The organism is Mesorhizobium sp. WSM4809 (genome assembly GCF_055811655.1).
The window spans coordinates 159,296-174,611 of the sequence record NZ_JBVVQW010000005.1 but is presented as its reverse complement, the minus strand read 5'-3'; the positions used below and the strand labels follow the sequence as shown (position 1 = coordinate 174,611).

Here is a 15,316-nt window from a genome sequence, read left to right as displayed (position 1 = left end):
CCATCATACACCCAGGACTTCGTGGAGCTGCGTCATGCGGTCCGGCAACTCGCCGACCGGGAACCCCGCCACCACCTTGCCGTGCTCCATCAGATAGAAACGATCGGCGACACGGCTGGCGAAGCGGAAGTTCTGCTCGACCAGCAGGATCGTCATGCCGCGCTTTTTCAACGTCGCCAGCAACGCGCCGATGCGCTGCACGATGACGGGAGCGAGCCCCTCCGTCGGCTCGTCGAGAAGCAGCATTTTCACACCCGTTCTCAACATGCGCGCGATCGCCAGCATCTGCTGTTCGCCGCCCGACAGCCTGGTGCCGGGACTGTTGCGCCGCTCCTTCAGATTGGGGAACAGATCGAATATCTCCTCGACGCTCATGCCGCCCTCGGCCACGACCGGCGGCAGAACCAGGTTCTCGTCGACGGTCAGCGTGGCGAAAATACCGCGCTCCTCCGGCACGAAGCCGATGCCCTGATGCGCAGTGCGGTGCAGCGGCAGCCGCATCAGATCCTGGCCGTCGAAGGCGATCCCGCCGGTTCGCTTGCGGATCAGCCCAATGATGGCGCGCAGCGTCGTCGTCTTGCCGACGCCATTGCGGCCGAGCAGTGTGACCGTCTCGCCGGAATACACTTCCAGATCGACGCCGTGCAGCGCATGGCCCTCGCCATACCAGGCGTTGAGGCCGCTGACGGCAAGCAGAGGTGCGGTACTAGTCATCGGCGGTGCCCATATAGGCGATCTTGACGCGCTCGTCGCGGCTGACCGTGGCGTAGTCGCCGGCGGCCAGCACCTCGCCGCGCTGCATGACCGTTATCCAGTCGCAAAGGTCGGCCACGACAGTCAGATTGTGCTCGACCATCAGCACGGCGCGATCCTTGGCCACCGAACGGATAAGGTCGGAAACCGTGGCCACGTCCTCGTGCCCCATGCCGGCCATCGGCTCGTCCAGCAGCAGCACTTTCGGATCGAGCGCCAGGGTCGTGGCGATCTCGAGCACGCGTTTCCTGCCATAGGAAAGGTCGCCGGCGAGCCTGTTCCTGGCGTCGTCGAGACCGACCGAGCGCAGCAATTCCTCGGCACGCGGCGTCAGCCGGTCGAGCGCCGCCAGCGAGCGCCAGAACTGAACGCTGAGCCCGCCCGGCCGCTGCAGGGCGACGCGGACATTGTCGAGCACGCTGAGGTGCGGAAAAATCGCCGATATCTGGAACGAGCGCACCAGGCCCATCCGCGCGACCCTGGCCGGCGACGTGCGGGTGATGTCATGGCCAAGCAGCTCGATCCTGCCGCTGGTCGGCGCCAGGAACTTGGTGAGCAGGTTGAAGACAGTCGTCTTGCCGGCGCCGTTGGGTCCGATCAGGGCATGGATGTTGCCATGGCGAACATCCAGATCGACGTTTTTCACGGCGATGAAGCCGGCAAAGTCACGCCGCAACCCGCGGGCGGAAAGCACCACAGGCGGCTCGTTCGCGCTCAGGTCAGTCGGCGCCATCGGCCGCGCCGATCACTGGCCGGCCGTCGGACAGCCGCTTTCCTTTTCGCTCAGGAAGGCCTCGTTGCCAGGAATGGTGGCGAGATATTTGTAGTAGTCCCACTCCTTGGTGCTCTCGGCTGGCGACTTGACCTGATAGAGGTACATGTCGTGGACCATGTTGCCGTCCGCCTGCACTTTGCCGTTGGTTATCGCGGCGTCGTCCACAGGCATCGAATGCAGTTGCTTGGCGACGGCTTCGGTCTCGTCCGTGCCGGCCTTGTCGATCGCTTTCAGGTACTGCGTCACCGCCGAATAGGTCGAGGCCTGGATCATGTTCGGCATGCGGTTGGTGCGCTTGAAAAAGCGCTGCCCGAATTCGCGGCTCTTGTCGTCGCGATCCCAATAATAGCCTTCGGTCAGCACAACGCCCTGCGCCGCTTGAAGGCCAAGCCCATGCACCTCGGCCAGCGTGAACAGGAGTGCGGCAAGACGCTGACCGCCCTGCACGATGCCGAATTCGGCCGCCTGCTTGATCGAGTTGGAGGTATCGAGGCCGGCATTGGCCAGGCCGATGACCTTGGCGCCCGACGATTGCGCCTGCAGCAGGAAGGACGAATAATCGGTCGATCCCAGGGGATAACGCACCTCGCCCAGCACCTTGCCGCCATGGCTCTCGACGAACTTGGTGGTCTGATCCTTCAGCGAATAGCCGAATGCATAGTCGACGGTGACGAAGAACCAGCTGTCGCCGCCCTGCTGCACGAGAGAGCCGCCTGTCCCAACCGCTTGCGAATGAGTGTCATAGGCCCAGTGGAAGCCATAGGGCGAACATTGTTTGCCGGTCAGCTCCGTGGTTGCCGCGCCGGTGACGATGTCGATCTTCTTCTTTTCCTTGGAGATCCCCTGGACGGCGAGCGCCACCGAAGAGGTGGTCAGTTCCATGATGGCATCGACCTGTTCGGTGTCGTACCACTGCCGCGCGATGTTGGAGGCGATATCGGGCTTATTCTGGTGATCGGCGCTGATGATTTCTATCGGCGCTCCCTGCACCTTGCCGCCGAAATCCTCGACCGCCATCTTGGCCGCCTCGACCGACCACTTGCCGCCGAAATCGGCGTAGACGCCCGATTGGTCGTTGAGAATGCCGATTTTGACCTTGCCGTCGGAAATTTCAGCGGCCGAGGCAGGGATCGCGGATGCGGCGAGAAGTGCCGCGGAAACGAAAAGGCTTACCTTCATGGTTGACTTCCTCCCATAGCGATGAATCCGACCGACCCTCCTACGATCGATCATCGCAATGGTATTGAACATGAGGAAGATAGGGACAGAGGGCAAGAGGCCGTTAGGGATTTCGTGCTCGAAGCGATACGGTTTGGCGGCGGAACGCGAGCCTTGAGCGCGAGATAGAGACACAAACACGTGAACCGCCGGCGGCAGTGCCGGCTCAGCCCTCGGCGGCGACGAGGTGGCCGTTGCCGACATCCCTCAGCGCCAGTTTCAACGGCGCCTCGCCGATCCTGCGGGTGGCGCTCGGGATCTCCTGGTCGAGGCGGGCGAAGCGGCTTCTTCGCTTGGCTGGATCGGGCACCGGCACGGCTTCGATGAGGCGTCTGGTGTAGGGGTGGCGCGGGTTGGAAAAGACCTGGTCGCGCGTGCCCATCTCGACGATCTGGCCGAGATACATGACGGCGACGCGGTCGGAGATGTTCTCGACCACAGCCATGTCGTGCGAGATGAAGAGATAGGCGACGCCGAATTCGCGCTGTAATTCCTTCAACAGATCGAGCACGCGCGCCTGCACCGAAACGTCGAGCGCCGAGACGCTTTCGTCGGCGATGATCAGCTTCGGCCGCAGCGCAAGAGCGCGTGCAATACAGACGCGCTGGCGCTGGCCGCCGGAGAATTCATGCGGATAGAGCTCCATCTGATCGGCCGACAGGCCGACGCGCTCGAACAGCGCCGCGACACGGTCACTGCGCTCTTGCTTCGAGGCGATGCCATGGATCAGCAGCGGCTCGGCGACGAGTTCGCCGACGCGCATGCGCGGGTCGAGCGAGGCGTAGGGATCCTGAAAAATCATCTGCACGTCGCGGCGCACCGCCTTACGCTCGTCGCGACCAAGGCCGGACAGATTGCGCCCGCCAACCGCGATATCGCCGCTGTAGGGCACCAGTCCGGCCAGCGCCTTGGCGGTGGTCGACTTGCCACAGCCGGATTCGCCGACCAGCGCCAGCGTCTCGTTGGGCGCGATCGAGAAGCTGACGCCTTCGACGGCGTGGACGCGACGGGTGACCCGGCCGAAGAAGCCGCCATGCAGGTCGAAGCGGACATGCAGGTCGGTGACTTCGGCGACATTGGCCGGCAGCGCCGTCTCGACATCCCTGGATTTTTGGCGGCCGACGCCGCTGCCGATGCGCGGCACTGCGGCCAGCAGCTCGCGCGTGTAGTCGGCTTGCGGCCTGGCAAAAATGTCAGCGGTTCTTCCCTCTTCGACCATGCGGCCATGCCGCATGATGATGACGCGGTCGGCCATTTCGGCGACGACGCCCATGTCGTGGGTGATCAGGATGACGCTGGTGCCGTGCTGGCGCTGCAGGTCGCGCAGCAGCTCCAGCACCTCGCCTTGCACGGTGACGTCGAGGGCCGTCGTCGGCTCGTCGGCGATCAGCACGTCCGGCTCGAGCGCCAGTGCCATGGCGATCATCACCCTCTGGCGCATGCCGCCGGAGAGCTCGTGCGGAAACTGCTTCAGCCGGCTTTCGGCTTCCGAAATGCGCACCGCCTTCAACGCCTCGATGGCGCGCTGACGAGCTTCGCCCTGCGACAGGCTGGTGTGTGCCTCGATGGATTCGGTGAGCTGCCGGCCGATCGACAGCACCGGGTTGAGCGAGGTCATCGGCTCCTGGAAGATCATGGCGATGCGGTCGCCGCGAATGCGCCGCATCCGGCGCTCGTCGAGAGTCGTCAGATCTGTATCGCCCAGATGGATTTTCCCAGACGATATGCGCGCCGCCGGCTGCGGCAGCAATTGCATGATGGCCAGTGCGGTCATCGATTTGCCGGAGCCGGATTCACCGGCAATGCAGAGCGTCTCGCCACGCGCCAGCGTCAGCGACAGGTCGGAGACGACCTCGCGCTCGCCGTCCTCGCCGCGCACGCTGACGCAGAGGTTGGCGATGTCGAGGATGGGTTCGGGGGTTGAGGTCATTGCAAAGGCAAAGTTCTGAGAGGTTTATTCCGGCACGCCCCCCTCTGTCCTGCCGGACATCTCCCCCTCAAGGGGGGAGATTGGCCGTCACGTGGGCCGGCGCTCCCCCTTGCAACATTAGAGATTGGCGAAAGCCGAAGTGACATCTGATCTCCCCCCTTGAGGGGGAGATGTCCGGCAGGACAGAGGGGGGTGCAGCGCCGACTTGACATCATTCAAACACGCAGCGCGGAAAATAGAACGACACCACCCAGTTCGGCATGTCGACGATCTCGCTGATCCTGAGATCGCCGCACACAGAGGCCAGCATATAGGCTTCGACCGGGTCGATCTTGTACCTCCCGGCGAGCAGGTCGACCATCTGCGCGACCGCTTCCCTGGCGCCCGCCATCAGGTCCGGGCCGATGCCGGTCGTCACCTCATAACCCTTGGCGTCGAGATGGCGCGTCACCGGGCCTGGCGTGGTGAAGCGCGGCGTCTTCAGCCTGGCATCCTTGACCAGATCGAGCTTGAGCACGACGTCCATCGGGCTTTCGATCGCCGTGCCGCAAACCTCGCCGTCGCCTTGCGCGGCATGGGTATCGCCGACCGAAAACAGTGCGCCCGCCACTTCCACCGGCAGGTACAGCGTGGTGCCGGCGGCGAGATCGCGGATGTCGAGATTGCCGCCGACGCGCCTTGGCGGCACCACCGAATGGTGGCCCTTTTCCGCCAGCGCGTTGCCGATGGTGCCGGCGAAGGGTTTCAACGGCACCCGCGCATTTTTGCCGAACAGCGCCGGCTCGAGCGAGGCAGCGTCGTATTTCCAGATGTTCAGCGCCGGCTCCTTGAAGTCGTCGGCGAGCAGCCCGAAACCGGGAATGTTGGCCGTCCAGCCGAAGCCGGACGGTTTGAACATCTCGATCGTCACCTTCAGCGCGTCACCCGGCTCGGCGCCCTCGACGAAGATCGGCCCAGTCACCGGATTGACGGTGGCGAAGTCGAGCCTGGCGACGTCGGCGACCGTGCTGTCGGCCTGCAACTGGCCGCCGGAGGAATCCAGGCACTGGAACTCGATGGTCGAGCCGGGCGCCACCCGCTCGGCCGGGGCAAACGAATTGTCCCAGCCGAAATGATGTTGGCGCCCGTGGATGGTGTAGTCGCAGTTATTGCACATCTTTTACGTACACATTGTCGTAGTTGATCGGGATATGGACCGGGTCGACATAGAGGTTGTCGGCGCCGCCCATGCGCGCCGATTTCATGGTGAAGCGCTGCTCGTTGAAGACCGGCGCCCAGGGCGCGTCTTCCATCACCTTGTCGTAGATGGCGCTCCACATCTTGTCGCGCTCGCCGGCCTTGGCCGGGTCGACCACCGAGTCGGCCTCGGCCGCCTTGGCGTCGAGATCCTTGTTGCAGTACCACGACCAGTTCCAGCCGCCCGGCACCGCGCCGGCGCAGCCGAGGATCGGGCCGTAGAAGTTCGACGGATCCGGGAAGTCGGCGATCCAGGCCATGCCGCCGGACCACATCATCGGTGCGCCGGCCTTGTCGCCGCCGGCGGCAATGACGTTTGCCTGAGCCAGCGATTGGATGCTGGCCTTGATGCCGATCGCCGCCAGGTCCTGCTGGATCGCCTGGGCGATGCGCGGGTTGGGGTCGGTGTTCATGGCGAACAATTGCGTGTCGAAACCATCGGGATGGCCGGCCTCGGCAAGCAGCGCCTTGGCCTTGGCGACATCATAGGGATAGCCCTTGTACTCCTTGTCGTAGCCGGGCATCGACGGCGGCAGCGGCTGGTTGGCCGGCACGGCGCGGCCGTTGATGATCTGGATGATGCGCGCCTTGTTGATCGCCATGTTGACCGCCTGGCGCACCTTCACATTGTCGAACGGGGCCATGGTGGTGTTCATGGTGACATAGCCGGTGTGCAGCTGGCCACCTTCGACGACGCGCGCCTTCTGCTCCGGATCGGCCATCACCTCCTGGAATTTTGCCGGCGGAATGCCGTCGCCGGGCACGTCGATCTCGCCCTTCTGCAGGCGCAGCAGCGCAACGATCGGCTCCTGGCCGATCTCGAAGGTGATCTTGTCCAGATGCGGCAGGCCCTTGTGCCAATACTCCGCATTGCGCTCGAAGACGATGCGCTGGCCGAGTGTCCACTCGGCGAGCTTGAAGGCGCCGGTGCCGACCGGATGCTTGCCGAAATCGGCGCCGTATTTCTCGACCTCTTCCTTCGGCACGACATGCGAGAAGTTGATGGCCATGACATGCAGGAAAGTGGCGTCGGGCCGGGTCAGCTCGAACTTGACCGTGTAGGGATCGACGACGGTGACGCCGGAGAGGCTCTCGGCCTTGCCGGCGGCGACATCGTCATAGCCCTTGATCGAGCCGAAAAAGCCGGCGCCGGGGCTCTGGGTCTTGGGATTGGTGACGCGGTCGAGCGAATATTTCACGTCGTCGGCGGTCATCTCGCGGCCATTGTGGAATTTCACGCCATGGCGCAGCTTGAAGGTGAAGGTCTTGCCGTCGGGCGAGATCTCGTAGCTCTCGGCAAGATCGGGCTTCAAATTGGTGGTGCCAGGTTCGTAATCCATCAGCCCGTCGAACAGGCTCTTGATCATCGACCAGTTCTGCCAGTCATACCCGATCGCCGGATCGAGCGTGGCGACATCGTCCTTGTAGGTGATGGTGATGGCGCCGCCCTGCTTGGCGTTCGGATCGACGGTGTCCTCGGCGCGAACACTTGTCATGCCGAGCATCAGCGCCAGCGCCGATGCCGCTACCGTGGATGCGAGAAACTTTTTCATTTTTATGTTCCCTTTCTCTGTCTGGTTTTCATTTTCATCTGAGCTTGATGCGGGGGTCGATGAAGGGCGCGATGACGTCGGCCAGCAGATTGCCGAGCACGATGGCGAAGGCCGAGACCAGGGTGACGCCCATGATGATCGGGATGTCCACGCGCTGGATGGCCTGCCACGCCAGCTGGCCAATGCCAGGCCAGCCGAACACGCTTTCGACGACGACGATGCCACCCATGAAGATGCCGATGTCGATGCCGATCATGGCGATGACCGGCAGGATGGCGTTGGGCAGTGCATGTCGGAACAGGATGGCTCGCCGCGCCAGGCCCTTGGCGCGGGCGGTGCGGACATAATCCTGACGCAGAACATCGATCATCGACGAGCGCATCATGCGGGCGTACCAGCCGGCGCCGAGTATGCCCATGGTCAGCGACGGCAGCACGAGATGACGCCAGGTGCCATAGCCGCCGATCGGGAACCAGCTGAGCCGCACGGCAAAGACGTAGAGCAGCAGCAGGCCGACGACGAATTGCGGCGCCGAGACGCCGACAAAGGAGGCGACCATCAGCGTCTGGTCGGTGCCGGTGCCGCGCTTGACGGCGGCGATCAGGCCCATGCTCAGGCCGAGCAGCAGCTCGCACAGGATGGCGCCGACCATCAGCAACAAGCTGGCCGGCAGCCGTGAGACGATCAGCTCGGTGACTTCGGAGCGCTGGATGTAGGAGCGGCCGAGATCGCCACTGACGAGCTTCGTGAGATAGCGCCAGTACTGGACGATGAAGGGCTGGTCGAGGCCGAGCTGCTGGCGGATGTTCTCAACCGTCTGCGGCGTGGCGCTGCGGCCGGCGATCTGGCGCACCGGGTCGGCCGGCAGGAGATAGAGCAGCGCGAAGGTGATCAGCGAGACGCCGAGCAGGATCAGCAGCGACTGGATCAGGCGGCGGCCGAGATAGGCGATCATGCCCGGCCCCTTTGCGTCGGATCGAGGATGTCGCGCAGCGCGTCGCCGATCAGGTTGAAGGCCAGCGCCAGCGCCAGGATCGCCGCGCCGGGAAAGAACACCAGCCAGGGTGCTGCCTGGAAGTAGGTCTGGTTCTCGAAGATGATGTTGCCCCAGGACGCGGTCGGCGGCTGCACGCCGATGCCGAGGAAGGAGAGCGTCGCCTCCAACAGCACCGTGGTCGAAATGCCGAGCGTGCCCCAGACGATGATGGTCGGCAGGAGATGCGGCAGGATGTGGCGAAACAGGATGCGCGGTGCGCTCGCCCCGATGGTGCGCTCGGCGTCGATGAACTCGCGTTCGGCGAGCGAAGAGGTCTCGGTGTAGATGACGCGGGCGGTCTGCACCCAGTTGACCAGGGCGATGACCATGGCGACGATCCACAGGCTCGGCTCGAACACCGCGGCCAGGCAAATGGCGAGCAGCAGTGCCGGAAACGCCATCATCAAATCGGTGAAACGCATCAGCGCACTGCCGATCCAGCCACGGAAATAGCCGGCGACAACGCCGACCAGCGTGCCGATGAACAGCGCCACGCCATTGGCGACGATGCCGATGATCAGCGAGGTGCGGGCTCCGTAGAGGATGCGGGTCAACAGGTCGCGGCCGAGCAGGTCGGTGCCCAGCCAGAATTTTGCATCCGGCGGCAAGGGCGAGCCCTCGATGGTCAGGCCGTCGAACATCTGCTCGTTGGGATCGTAGCCTGTCAGCCATGGCGCCAGCACGGCGCCGGCAACGACAATGGCGACGATCACCAGCCCAAGCAGTGCCAGACGGCGCCTGACCAGCCGGCGCCAGACGCCGGCGCGCGGCTTGACCGGCATGCGCCCTGGCGCGGTGAGATCAGGCGCGATGGGACTGGTCATCGCCGCCTTCTTCCCCCGTTGCCTCTTCACTTGTCATGGCCACGATCCGCCGCGCGGCATCCTCGACGCTGATCTGCCAGCTCATCGCCAGCGAGCGAAGCTGCGCATAGGCGCGGCCGTCATCGGCGCCTTTCGCCAGTGCCGTCACCGCGCGCACGATGGTCTGGCGCTCGGCGACGCGCTGGCGAAGCGAGGCGATTTCGCTGGCCAGGTGTTTTCGCGCCTCGAAACTTTGCCTTGCGATCAGCAGTGCGCTGTAGACGCCGGCATTGCCGACCGGCTTCAAGAGTTGGGCGTCGGCCTTGTGCGACAATGCCCATTCGATGCGGCCGGGCGCCTCGGAGCCGATCAGCGCCACCAGCGGCATCGGCGCTTCGCCCGGCTTCCACGGGAATTGCTCGTCGAAGCCGAGATCGGCGTCGAAGAAGACGAAATCGGCCGCCAGCGCCTCGGGCGGCAGTTCCGGCCAGCAGTCCAGCGTGATCAGGCCGATGGCCGACAATTGCCTGGTGATCGCCTGCACCGTCGGGTGCGGACGGTGCAGGATGAAGGCCCTGGCGCCGCCGAGATTGGGGATGCGTGGGGTTCTCGTCACGACACCACCCTCAGGCGCGGGCGGCCGAATGTTTTTGCCGGGTCGTAGCGCGACAGATACGGGTCTGGCGCGACTTCGTCCTCGCGGCTGACGACCTCGAAGAAGCCATCCGCGATGCGCCCGATGATCACCGGCAGCGTCGCGTGCTGGGAATGGGCGTCGATGGCTATCGGCCCGAGCCGGGTGGAGAAGCGGCGTTCTGCGAAGGCTCTGGAAAATTCCGCCGGACCGGCTTCGGAATTGCTGGAGAGCACGTCGGCCATCACCTGCACGGAGGCATAGGCGGAGGCCTCGAAAGACGAGGCGAAGGCGGCCGGCCGCGGCGCGAAGTACGGCCCGACCGACAGGTGCCCTTTCCCGGATTCGCCGATCGCCGGCAACTCTCCTTCGGTGAGGTTGCAGGAGATGACGGGACAGGTTTCCGGGCGGAAGGCAGGATCCTCATTCCCGAGATCGCAATAGGCCGCCAGGAAGGCGTAGGAAGAGGTGCCGATCAGGTTGTTGAGGATGAAGTTCGGCCGTGTGGCACGGATCTCCGCGATCAGCCGCGACACGTCGGTCTCGCCGATGCGCAGATAGCGTTCGCCCAGCACCTTGCCGCCGGCATCGGCGATCAGGTCGCGGGCGACGCGGTTCATCTCCCAGCCCCAGATGTAGTTCGAGCCGAGCAGGAAGCCATTGGCGCCGAAACGCGGCACGACATGCGCCATCAGCGGCACCAGATGCTGGTTTGGGCAAGCGTGCATGTAGACGACGTGCTCGTTGGCCTCGAAGCCCTCATAGGGGCAGGCGTACCAGAGCATGCCGCCCGCCTTCTCGAGCACCGGAATGGCTTCCTTGCGGCTCCACGAGGTGACGCAGCCGACGACATGGCGCGCGCTGCTGGTCCTGAAAATATCCTCGCACAGCGTCGCGTAGCGGTCCGCATTGCTTTGCGGATCGCGCTCGACCGGCACCAGTTCGATGCCTGAGCTGCGATCGGCGTTGATGTCGGCGATGGCGCGCATGGCGCCGATGCGGCACGCATCGGAGACGAGCTGATAGCTCCCCGAGCGGGAATACAGGATGCCGATCTCGATACGCCGTTTCAAACAGATCCCCAAAATGACAATGCCTCGCAGCCAGCGCCGGAAGGGCGAGGCATACGAGGCATTCTTGCCGCCCGGCGATCAGAGCCGGTATTTTGCGCTAGCGTATTCTGTCCGGCGGGTCAGTCAAGCCCTCAACGGTATTTGCGTGACCGTCATCGCCGTTTCGCTGCCGCCGGCTATCTGGCCGATCTGGCCGCCGGCCTCTGACCGTGTTGACGCGCATAGGTCACGCAGGCGTCCACCGTGCTGACACAAAGCGCGTCGCGCCTGTTCGGCAAATTGTTGTCGCCGGCATAGGCAACTTCGGCGACGCGGCCGTCGACCATGCGAATTTGCGTGTCGCAATAACCGCCGGGAGCAACATTGACGGAGCCGCCGACCGCCGGGATCGCGCCTACCGCTAGAGTCGGAACCACAATGCTGAGATTGCCGCGCTGGACGATGCGCTTGTAGGTCCAGATCTGGCCCGATCGGCCGGCGTCGGCGGTGGCGGTCGGAAACCCGGCGCACATTCGAACATCGGCTTCGCTGAGGCCGACCATCTCCTTGCGGGCGGCCGCCGCCGTTGGATCAACCTTGGCGATACGCGACGCATCGTCGGGAACGACGCAGGAAGACTGGATGCCAACGAAGAGAACAGGTAGGGCAAGCTTTTGAATGCAGGAAAATATCATGCCGACCGTCAGATTGGTCCGATGTCAGATTTGCGTGGCGCCCGCCGCTCCTTTCTACCTAGGCAGACAGGCGAAGGGATCAACCCGTTCGGCTTCACGAAAAAGTGGCTGTGGCTGCAACATCGAGGATTTGCGCGTCACGGGGTCTGCATTTCGCGCAGGATCAATGGCCCTGCAAGTGCCTCCGGCGCCACGCGGCGGGCGCTTCGCCGACCCGCGCGCGAAAGAACCGTGAAAAATACGCCGGGTCGTCGAAGCCGATCTCGTAAGCGATGTCCTCCACCGTGCGTACGGTGAACAGCAGCAGGCGCTTGGCCTCCAGCAGCCGCCTTTCGCTGACGACCCGCTTGACGCCGACGCCCAGCACCGCATGGGCAGCCTTGTCGAGAAGATGCGGCGTGGTGGCCAGCGCCTCGACGTAGCGATCGACCGGCCAGTTGTCGCGGAAATGCGTGTCGGCGAGCCGACGCAGGCCCCGCGCCAGCGAAGCATCGGAAGAGGCGGCGGAGGCGGTCACGCCGGGGCTCAGGCGCGCAATGTGGGAGAGTGCGACTGCGATCAGCGCCGGCAGGACCCTGTCATTGCCGGCTTGCGCCTCGGCATATTCGGCGGCGATCATCTCCAGCACCGCCGCCAGTCTCGCCCACGCTGCGTGTCGTGGCAGACCGTCGGCAAAGACCGGCCTGTCCAGCGGCAGCAGGCTGTGAGCGGCGATGGCCGCGAGCGCGCCGTCGGCGACCGAGACGACGATGGCGTCGGTGCCGGGTCCGATCGAGAAGCCATGCACGACAGCGCTCGGCACGAAGCTGACGGCAGGCGCCGAAAAGTCCCAGGATCGGTCTTCGATACGGTAGGTGCCGGAGCCGCTGGTCCAGTAGGTGATCTGGCCCATCTGCGGATGTTTGTGCGCCGCAACCTGACCAAGATGGATATTGCTGCGCGCAAGCACCGTCTCGACATGCAGGAAACCGACATCGAGCGGCCTCACCGGCTCGCCATAGACGAAGAAGTCGGGGATGGAATTCTGGCTCATGGCGCCCGAAAAAGTCCAATCGGTTTTGCCGTTCCGTCCATAACAGATGCATGCCCAAGGCGCTAGTGTTGCGACTCAAGAGGAGGACCATCATGCGATCAGAAGACTTCCGCACTGATAAGGCACGGCCGTTCACCGGGGCCGAGTATCTGGAGAGCCTGCGCGACGGCCGCGAGGTCTATATCAATGGCGAACGCATTGCCGATGTCACCACGCACCCGTCGATGCGCAATTCGGCGCGGTCGCTGGCGCGCCTCTACGATGCGCTGCATGATCCCCTGCGACGGGACACGCTGACCTCGCCGACCGACACCGGCTCGGGCGGCTACACCCACAAATATTTCCGCGTTGCCAAATCCTCTGGCGAACTCGCCGCCCAGCAGACGGCGATCGCCGAGTGGTCGCGCATGTCCTATGGCTGGATGGGGCGCACGCCCGACTACAAGGCGGCGCTGATGAACACGCTCGGCGCCAATGCCGACTGGTACGGGCCGTTCAGGGACAATGCGCTGTCCTGGCACAGGCGTGCCCAGGAAGCCGCACTGTTCATGAACCATGCCATCGTCAATCCGCCGATCGACCGCCACAAGCCGGCCGAACAAGTGAAGGACGTCTTCGTCCACATCACCAAGGAGACGGATGCCGGCATCTATGTCTCCGGCGCAAAGGTGGTGGCGACGTCCTCGGCGCTGACCCACTACAATTTCCTGGCGCAGGGCTCGGCGACGATCACTGAGGATCCGTCGCTGTCGGTGATGTTCATCGTGCCGATGAATGCGCCGGGGATAAAGATGTTCTGCCGCGTCTCCTACGAGCAGACGGCCAACACGGTGGCGGCGCCCTTCGACTATCCGCTGTCGTCGCGCTTCGACGAGAACGATGCGATCCTGGTGCTCGACAATGTCTTCATCCCCTGGGAGGACGTGCTGGTGCTGCGCGATGCGCAGAAAATCCTGTCCTTCCATCCGGCATCCGGCTTCATGCATGGCTACTGCTTCCAGGGCTGCACGCGTTTCGCCGTCAAGCTCGACTTCCTCGCCGGCCTGCTGGCCAAGGCGCTGCGCGCCACGGGCGGCGATGCTTTCCGCGGCAACCAGGCGGCACTGGGCGAGGTCATCGCGCTCAGGCACATGTTCTGGAGCTTTTCCAACGCCATGGCCTACAACCCGATCCCGTGGGCGAATGGCGCGGTGCTGCCCAATCTGGAAGCCGCGCTCGCCTACCGCACCTTCATGTCGGAAGCCTATCCGCGCGTCATCGACACCGTGCGCCGGGTGATCGCGTCCGGGCTGATCTACCTGCCGTCGTCGGTGCGCGACTTCAACAACCCCGAGATCGACAAGTATCTGGCGCAATATGTGCGCGGCTCCAACGACATGGGCCACATCGAGCGCATCAAGATCATGAAGCTTTTGTGGGACGCGACCGGCACCGAGTTCGGCGGCCGCCACGCGCTCTACGAGCTCAACTATGCCGGCGCGCCGGAAGAGGTGCGGCTGCAGGTGCTGAAAGGAGCTGAACGCGGCGGGCGGCTGAAGGCGATGGAAGAGCTCGTCGACACCTGCATGGCCGACTATGACGAGAATGGCTGGACGGGCGATACCTGGTTCAATCCGCTTGTCTCAACGGCCGAGTGAAACCAGATGGCCACGCAGATTTCGAAAGCCGATTTCCGCGACGCCATGGCGAGGGTCTGTGCGCCGGTCAACATCGTCACCACCGATGGCCCGGCAGGGCGCGGCGGCTTCACCGCCACCGCCATGTGCAGCGTCTCCGACGAGCCGCCGACGCTGCTGGTGTGCATGAACGGGCGCTCGACGCAGGCCGCCATGTTCCTGTCCAACCAGCGCTTCTGCGTCAACGTGCTGACGCATGACCACATGCATCTGGCGGGAAAATTCGCTGGCGCGGCCAGGGACATGGAGGCACGCTATGCCTCGGCGCGCTGGCAGACGCTGACCTCCGGCACGCCGGCACTCTCGGATGCGATCGTCAATTTCGATTGCGAGATCGAGACTGTGCATGTCGTCGGCACGCACAATGTCATGATCGGCCGCGTCATCGACGTCCGGCACGGCAGCGGCGGCTCGGCCCTGCTCTATGTCGACCGCAGCTATACGCAGCCGACGCGGCTGGGCAGCTTTGGCGGGTGAAGCCGGGCGTCAGACGGTTTGGTGGCGGGAAGGCCTCCGCCTATCCCGTACGCGGCCGTGCCATCAGCCAGTCTTTCACCCCCCGCCGATCCAGCCTCGCCACCAGCCGGTCCCCCGCCCACTGGATGCCGCAGACCAGGATGATCAGCACGATGACCACCGCGATCATGACGGACGTCTCAAATCGTTGATAGCCGTAGCGGATGGCGAGGTCGCCGAGGCCGCCCGCGCCCCGGGGGCCCGCCCCGGGCGCGGGCCCCCACCGCCGCCCCCCCCGGCCCCGGGAGGCCCCGGCCCACGCCGGGGGGGGGGGGCGGCCCCCCCCCCCCCCGCGGGGGGGGGGGGGCGGGGGGGGGGGGGGGGGGGGGGGGGGCGGCGGGGCCGCGGCCGCCGCGGAAGAGGCGGGGCGGGGGGCGGCGGGGGGGCGGGGGCGGGGGGGGGGGAG

Annotated in this window: 15 protein-coding genes; 2 read left to right on the top strand and 13 right to left on the bottom strand. The window is 64.8% G+C overall.

The features are described 5' to 3' along the window. Positions 1 to 3: 3 nt before the first annotated feature. From AC0L24_RS14750 to AC0L24_RS14695, 12 genes are all read right to left on the bottom strand, one after another. Positions 4 to 714 carry an ABC transporter ATP-binding protein gene (locus AC0L24_RS14750; protein ID WP_127808392.1) on the bottom strand — a complete coding sequence of 237 codons (711 nt, stop codon included), beginning with the start codon at positions 712 to 714 and terminating at the stop codon, positions 4 to 6. Then, entirely contained in the window at positions 707 to 1,486 is a 780-nt protein-coding gene (locus AC0L24_RS14745; protein ID WP_127267607.1) for an ABC transporter ATP-binding protein, read from the bottom strand. The genes AC0L24_RS14750 and AC0L24_RS14745 overlap by 8 nt, the downstream gene beginning before the upstream one ends. 12 nt (positions 1,487 to 1,498) lie before the next feature. Further along, entirely contained in the window at positions 1,499 to 2,707 is a 1,209-nt protein-coding gene (locus tag AC0L24_RS14740; RefSeq protein ID WP_027040146.1) for an ABC transporter substrate-binding protein, read from the bottom strand. A 205-nt stretch (positions 2,708 to 2,912) separates the two neighbouring features. Further along, on the bottom strand, positions 2,913 to 4,676 hold the full coding sequence (locus AC0L24_RS14735; RefSeq protein WP_127808393.1) for an ABC transporter ATP-binding protein: 1,764 nt from the start codon (positions 4,674 to 4,676) through the stop codon (positions 2,913 to 2,915). Between the two features lie 211 nt (positions 4,677 to 4,887). After that, a complete protein-coding gene (locus AC0L24_RS14730; RefSeq protein ID WP_127808394.1) occupies positions 4,888 to 5,832 on the bottom strand; it encodes an acetamidase/formamidase family protein in 945 nt (314 codons plus the stop codon). Further along, complete coding sequence (locus AC0L24_RS14725; protein ID WP_473563972.1) at positions 5,822 to 7,417, bottom strand: ABC transporter substrate-binding protein; 1,596 nt, start codon at positions 7,415 to 7,417, stop codon at positions 5,822 to 5,824. Before AC0L24_RS14725 ends, AC0L24_RS14730 begins: the two co-directional genes overlap by 11 nt. An 82-nt stretch (positions 7,418 to 7,499) precedes the next feature. After that, the gene (locus AC0L24_RS14720) at positions 7,500 to 8,420 is read right to left on the bottom strand and encodes an ABC transporter permease (RefSeq protein WP_128287728.1); all 921 of its coding nucleotides are present in this window, start codon (positions 8,418 to 8,420) and stop codon (positions 7,500 to 7,502) included. Beyond that, positions 8,417 to 9,283 carry an ABC transporter permease gene (locus AC0L24_RS14715; RefSeq protein ID WP_128278528.1) on the bottom strand — a complete coding sequence of 289 codons (867 nt, stop codon included), beginning with the start codon at positions 9,281 to 9,283 and terminating at the stop codon, positions 8,417 to 8,419. Before AC0L24_RS14715 ends, AC0L24_RS14720 begins: the two co-directional genes overlap by 4 nt. 19 nt (positions 9,284 to 9,302) lie before the next feature. Beyond that, positions 9,303 to 9,920 (bottom strand): ANTAR domain-containing response regulator, encoded by a 618-nt coding sequence (locus tag AC0L24_RS14710; RefSeq protein ID WP_127268207.1) that lies wholly within the window; start codon positions 9,918 to 9,920, stop codon positions 9,303 to 9,305. Next, the gene (locus AC0L24_RS14705) at positions 9,917 to 11,011 is read right to left on the bottom strand and encodes a transporter substrate-binding protein (protein WP_128306893.1); all 1,095 of its coding nucleotides are present in this window, start codon (positions 11,009 to 11,011) and stop codon (positions 9,917 to 9,919) included. The genes AC0L24_RS14710 and AC0L24_RS14705 overlap by 4 nt, the downstream gene beginning before the upstream one ends. Positions 11,012 to 11,187: 176 nt before the next feature. Further along, positions 11,188 to 11,685 (bottom strand): hypothetical protein, encoded by a 498-nt coding sequence (locus AC0L24_RS14700; RefSeq protein ID WP_127328068.1) that lies wholly within the window; start codon positions 11,683 to 11,685, stop codon positions 11,188 to 11,190. A gap of 163 nt (positions 11,686 to 11,848) precedes the next feature. Beyond that, positions 11,849 to 12,718: a helix-turn-helix domain-containing protein gene (locus tag AC0L24_RS14695; protein WP_473563898.1), complete on the bottom strand. Its 870-nt coding sequence runs from the start codon at positions 12,716 to 12,718 to the stop codon at positions 11,849 to 11,851. Positions 12,719 to 12,810: 92 nt separating this feature from the next. Between AC0L24_RS14695 and AC0L24_RS14690 the strand changes: the two genes are divergently transcribed. Together AC0L24_RS14690 and AC0L24_RS14685 are read left to right on the top strand one after the other, a co-directional pair. Continuing rightward, positions 12,811 to 14,355, top strand: a complete 1,545-nt coding sequence (locus AC0L24_RS14690) for a 4-hydroxyphenylacetate 3-hydroxylase N-terminal domain-containing protein (RefSeq protein WP_473563897.1) — start codon at positions 12,811 to 12,813, stop codon at positions 14,353 to 14,355. A gap of 6 nt (positions 14,356 to 14,361) precedes the next feature. Further along, positions 14,362 to 14,871: a flavin reductase gene (locus AC0L24_RS14685; RefSeq protein WP_127328062.1), complete on the top strand. Its 510-nt coding sequence runs from the start codon at positions 14,362 to 14,364 to the stop codon at positions 14,869 to 14,871. A 40-nt stretch (positions 14,872 to 14,911) separates the two neighbouring features. Here the strand turns inward: AC0L24_RS14685 and AC0L24_RS14680 are convergent, their stop codons facing one another. Then, entirely contained in the window at positions 14,912 to 15,040 is a 129-nt protein-coding gene (locus AC0L24_RS14680) for a hypothetical protein (protein WP_473563896.1), read from the bottom strand. Positions 15,041 to 15,316: the final 276 nt, after the last annotated feature.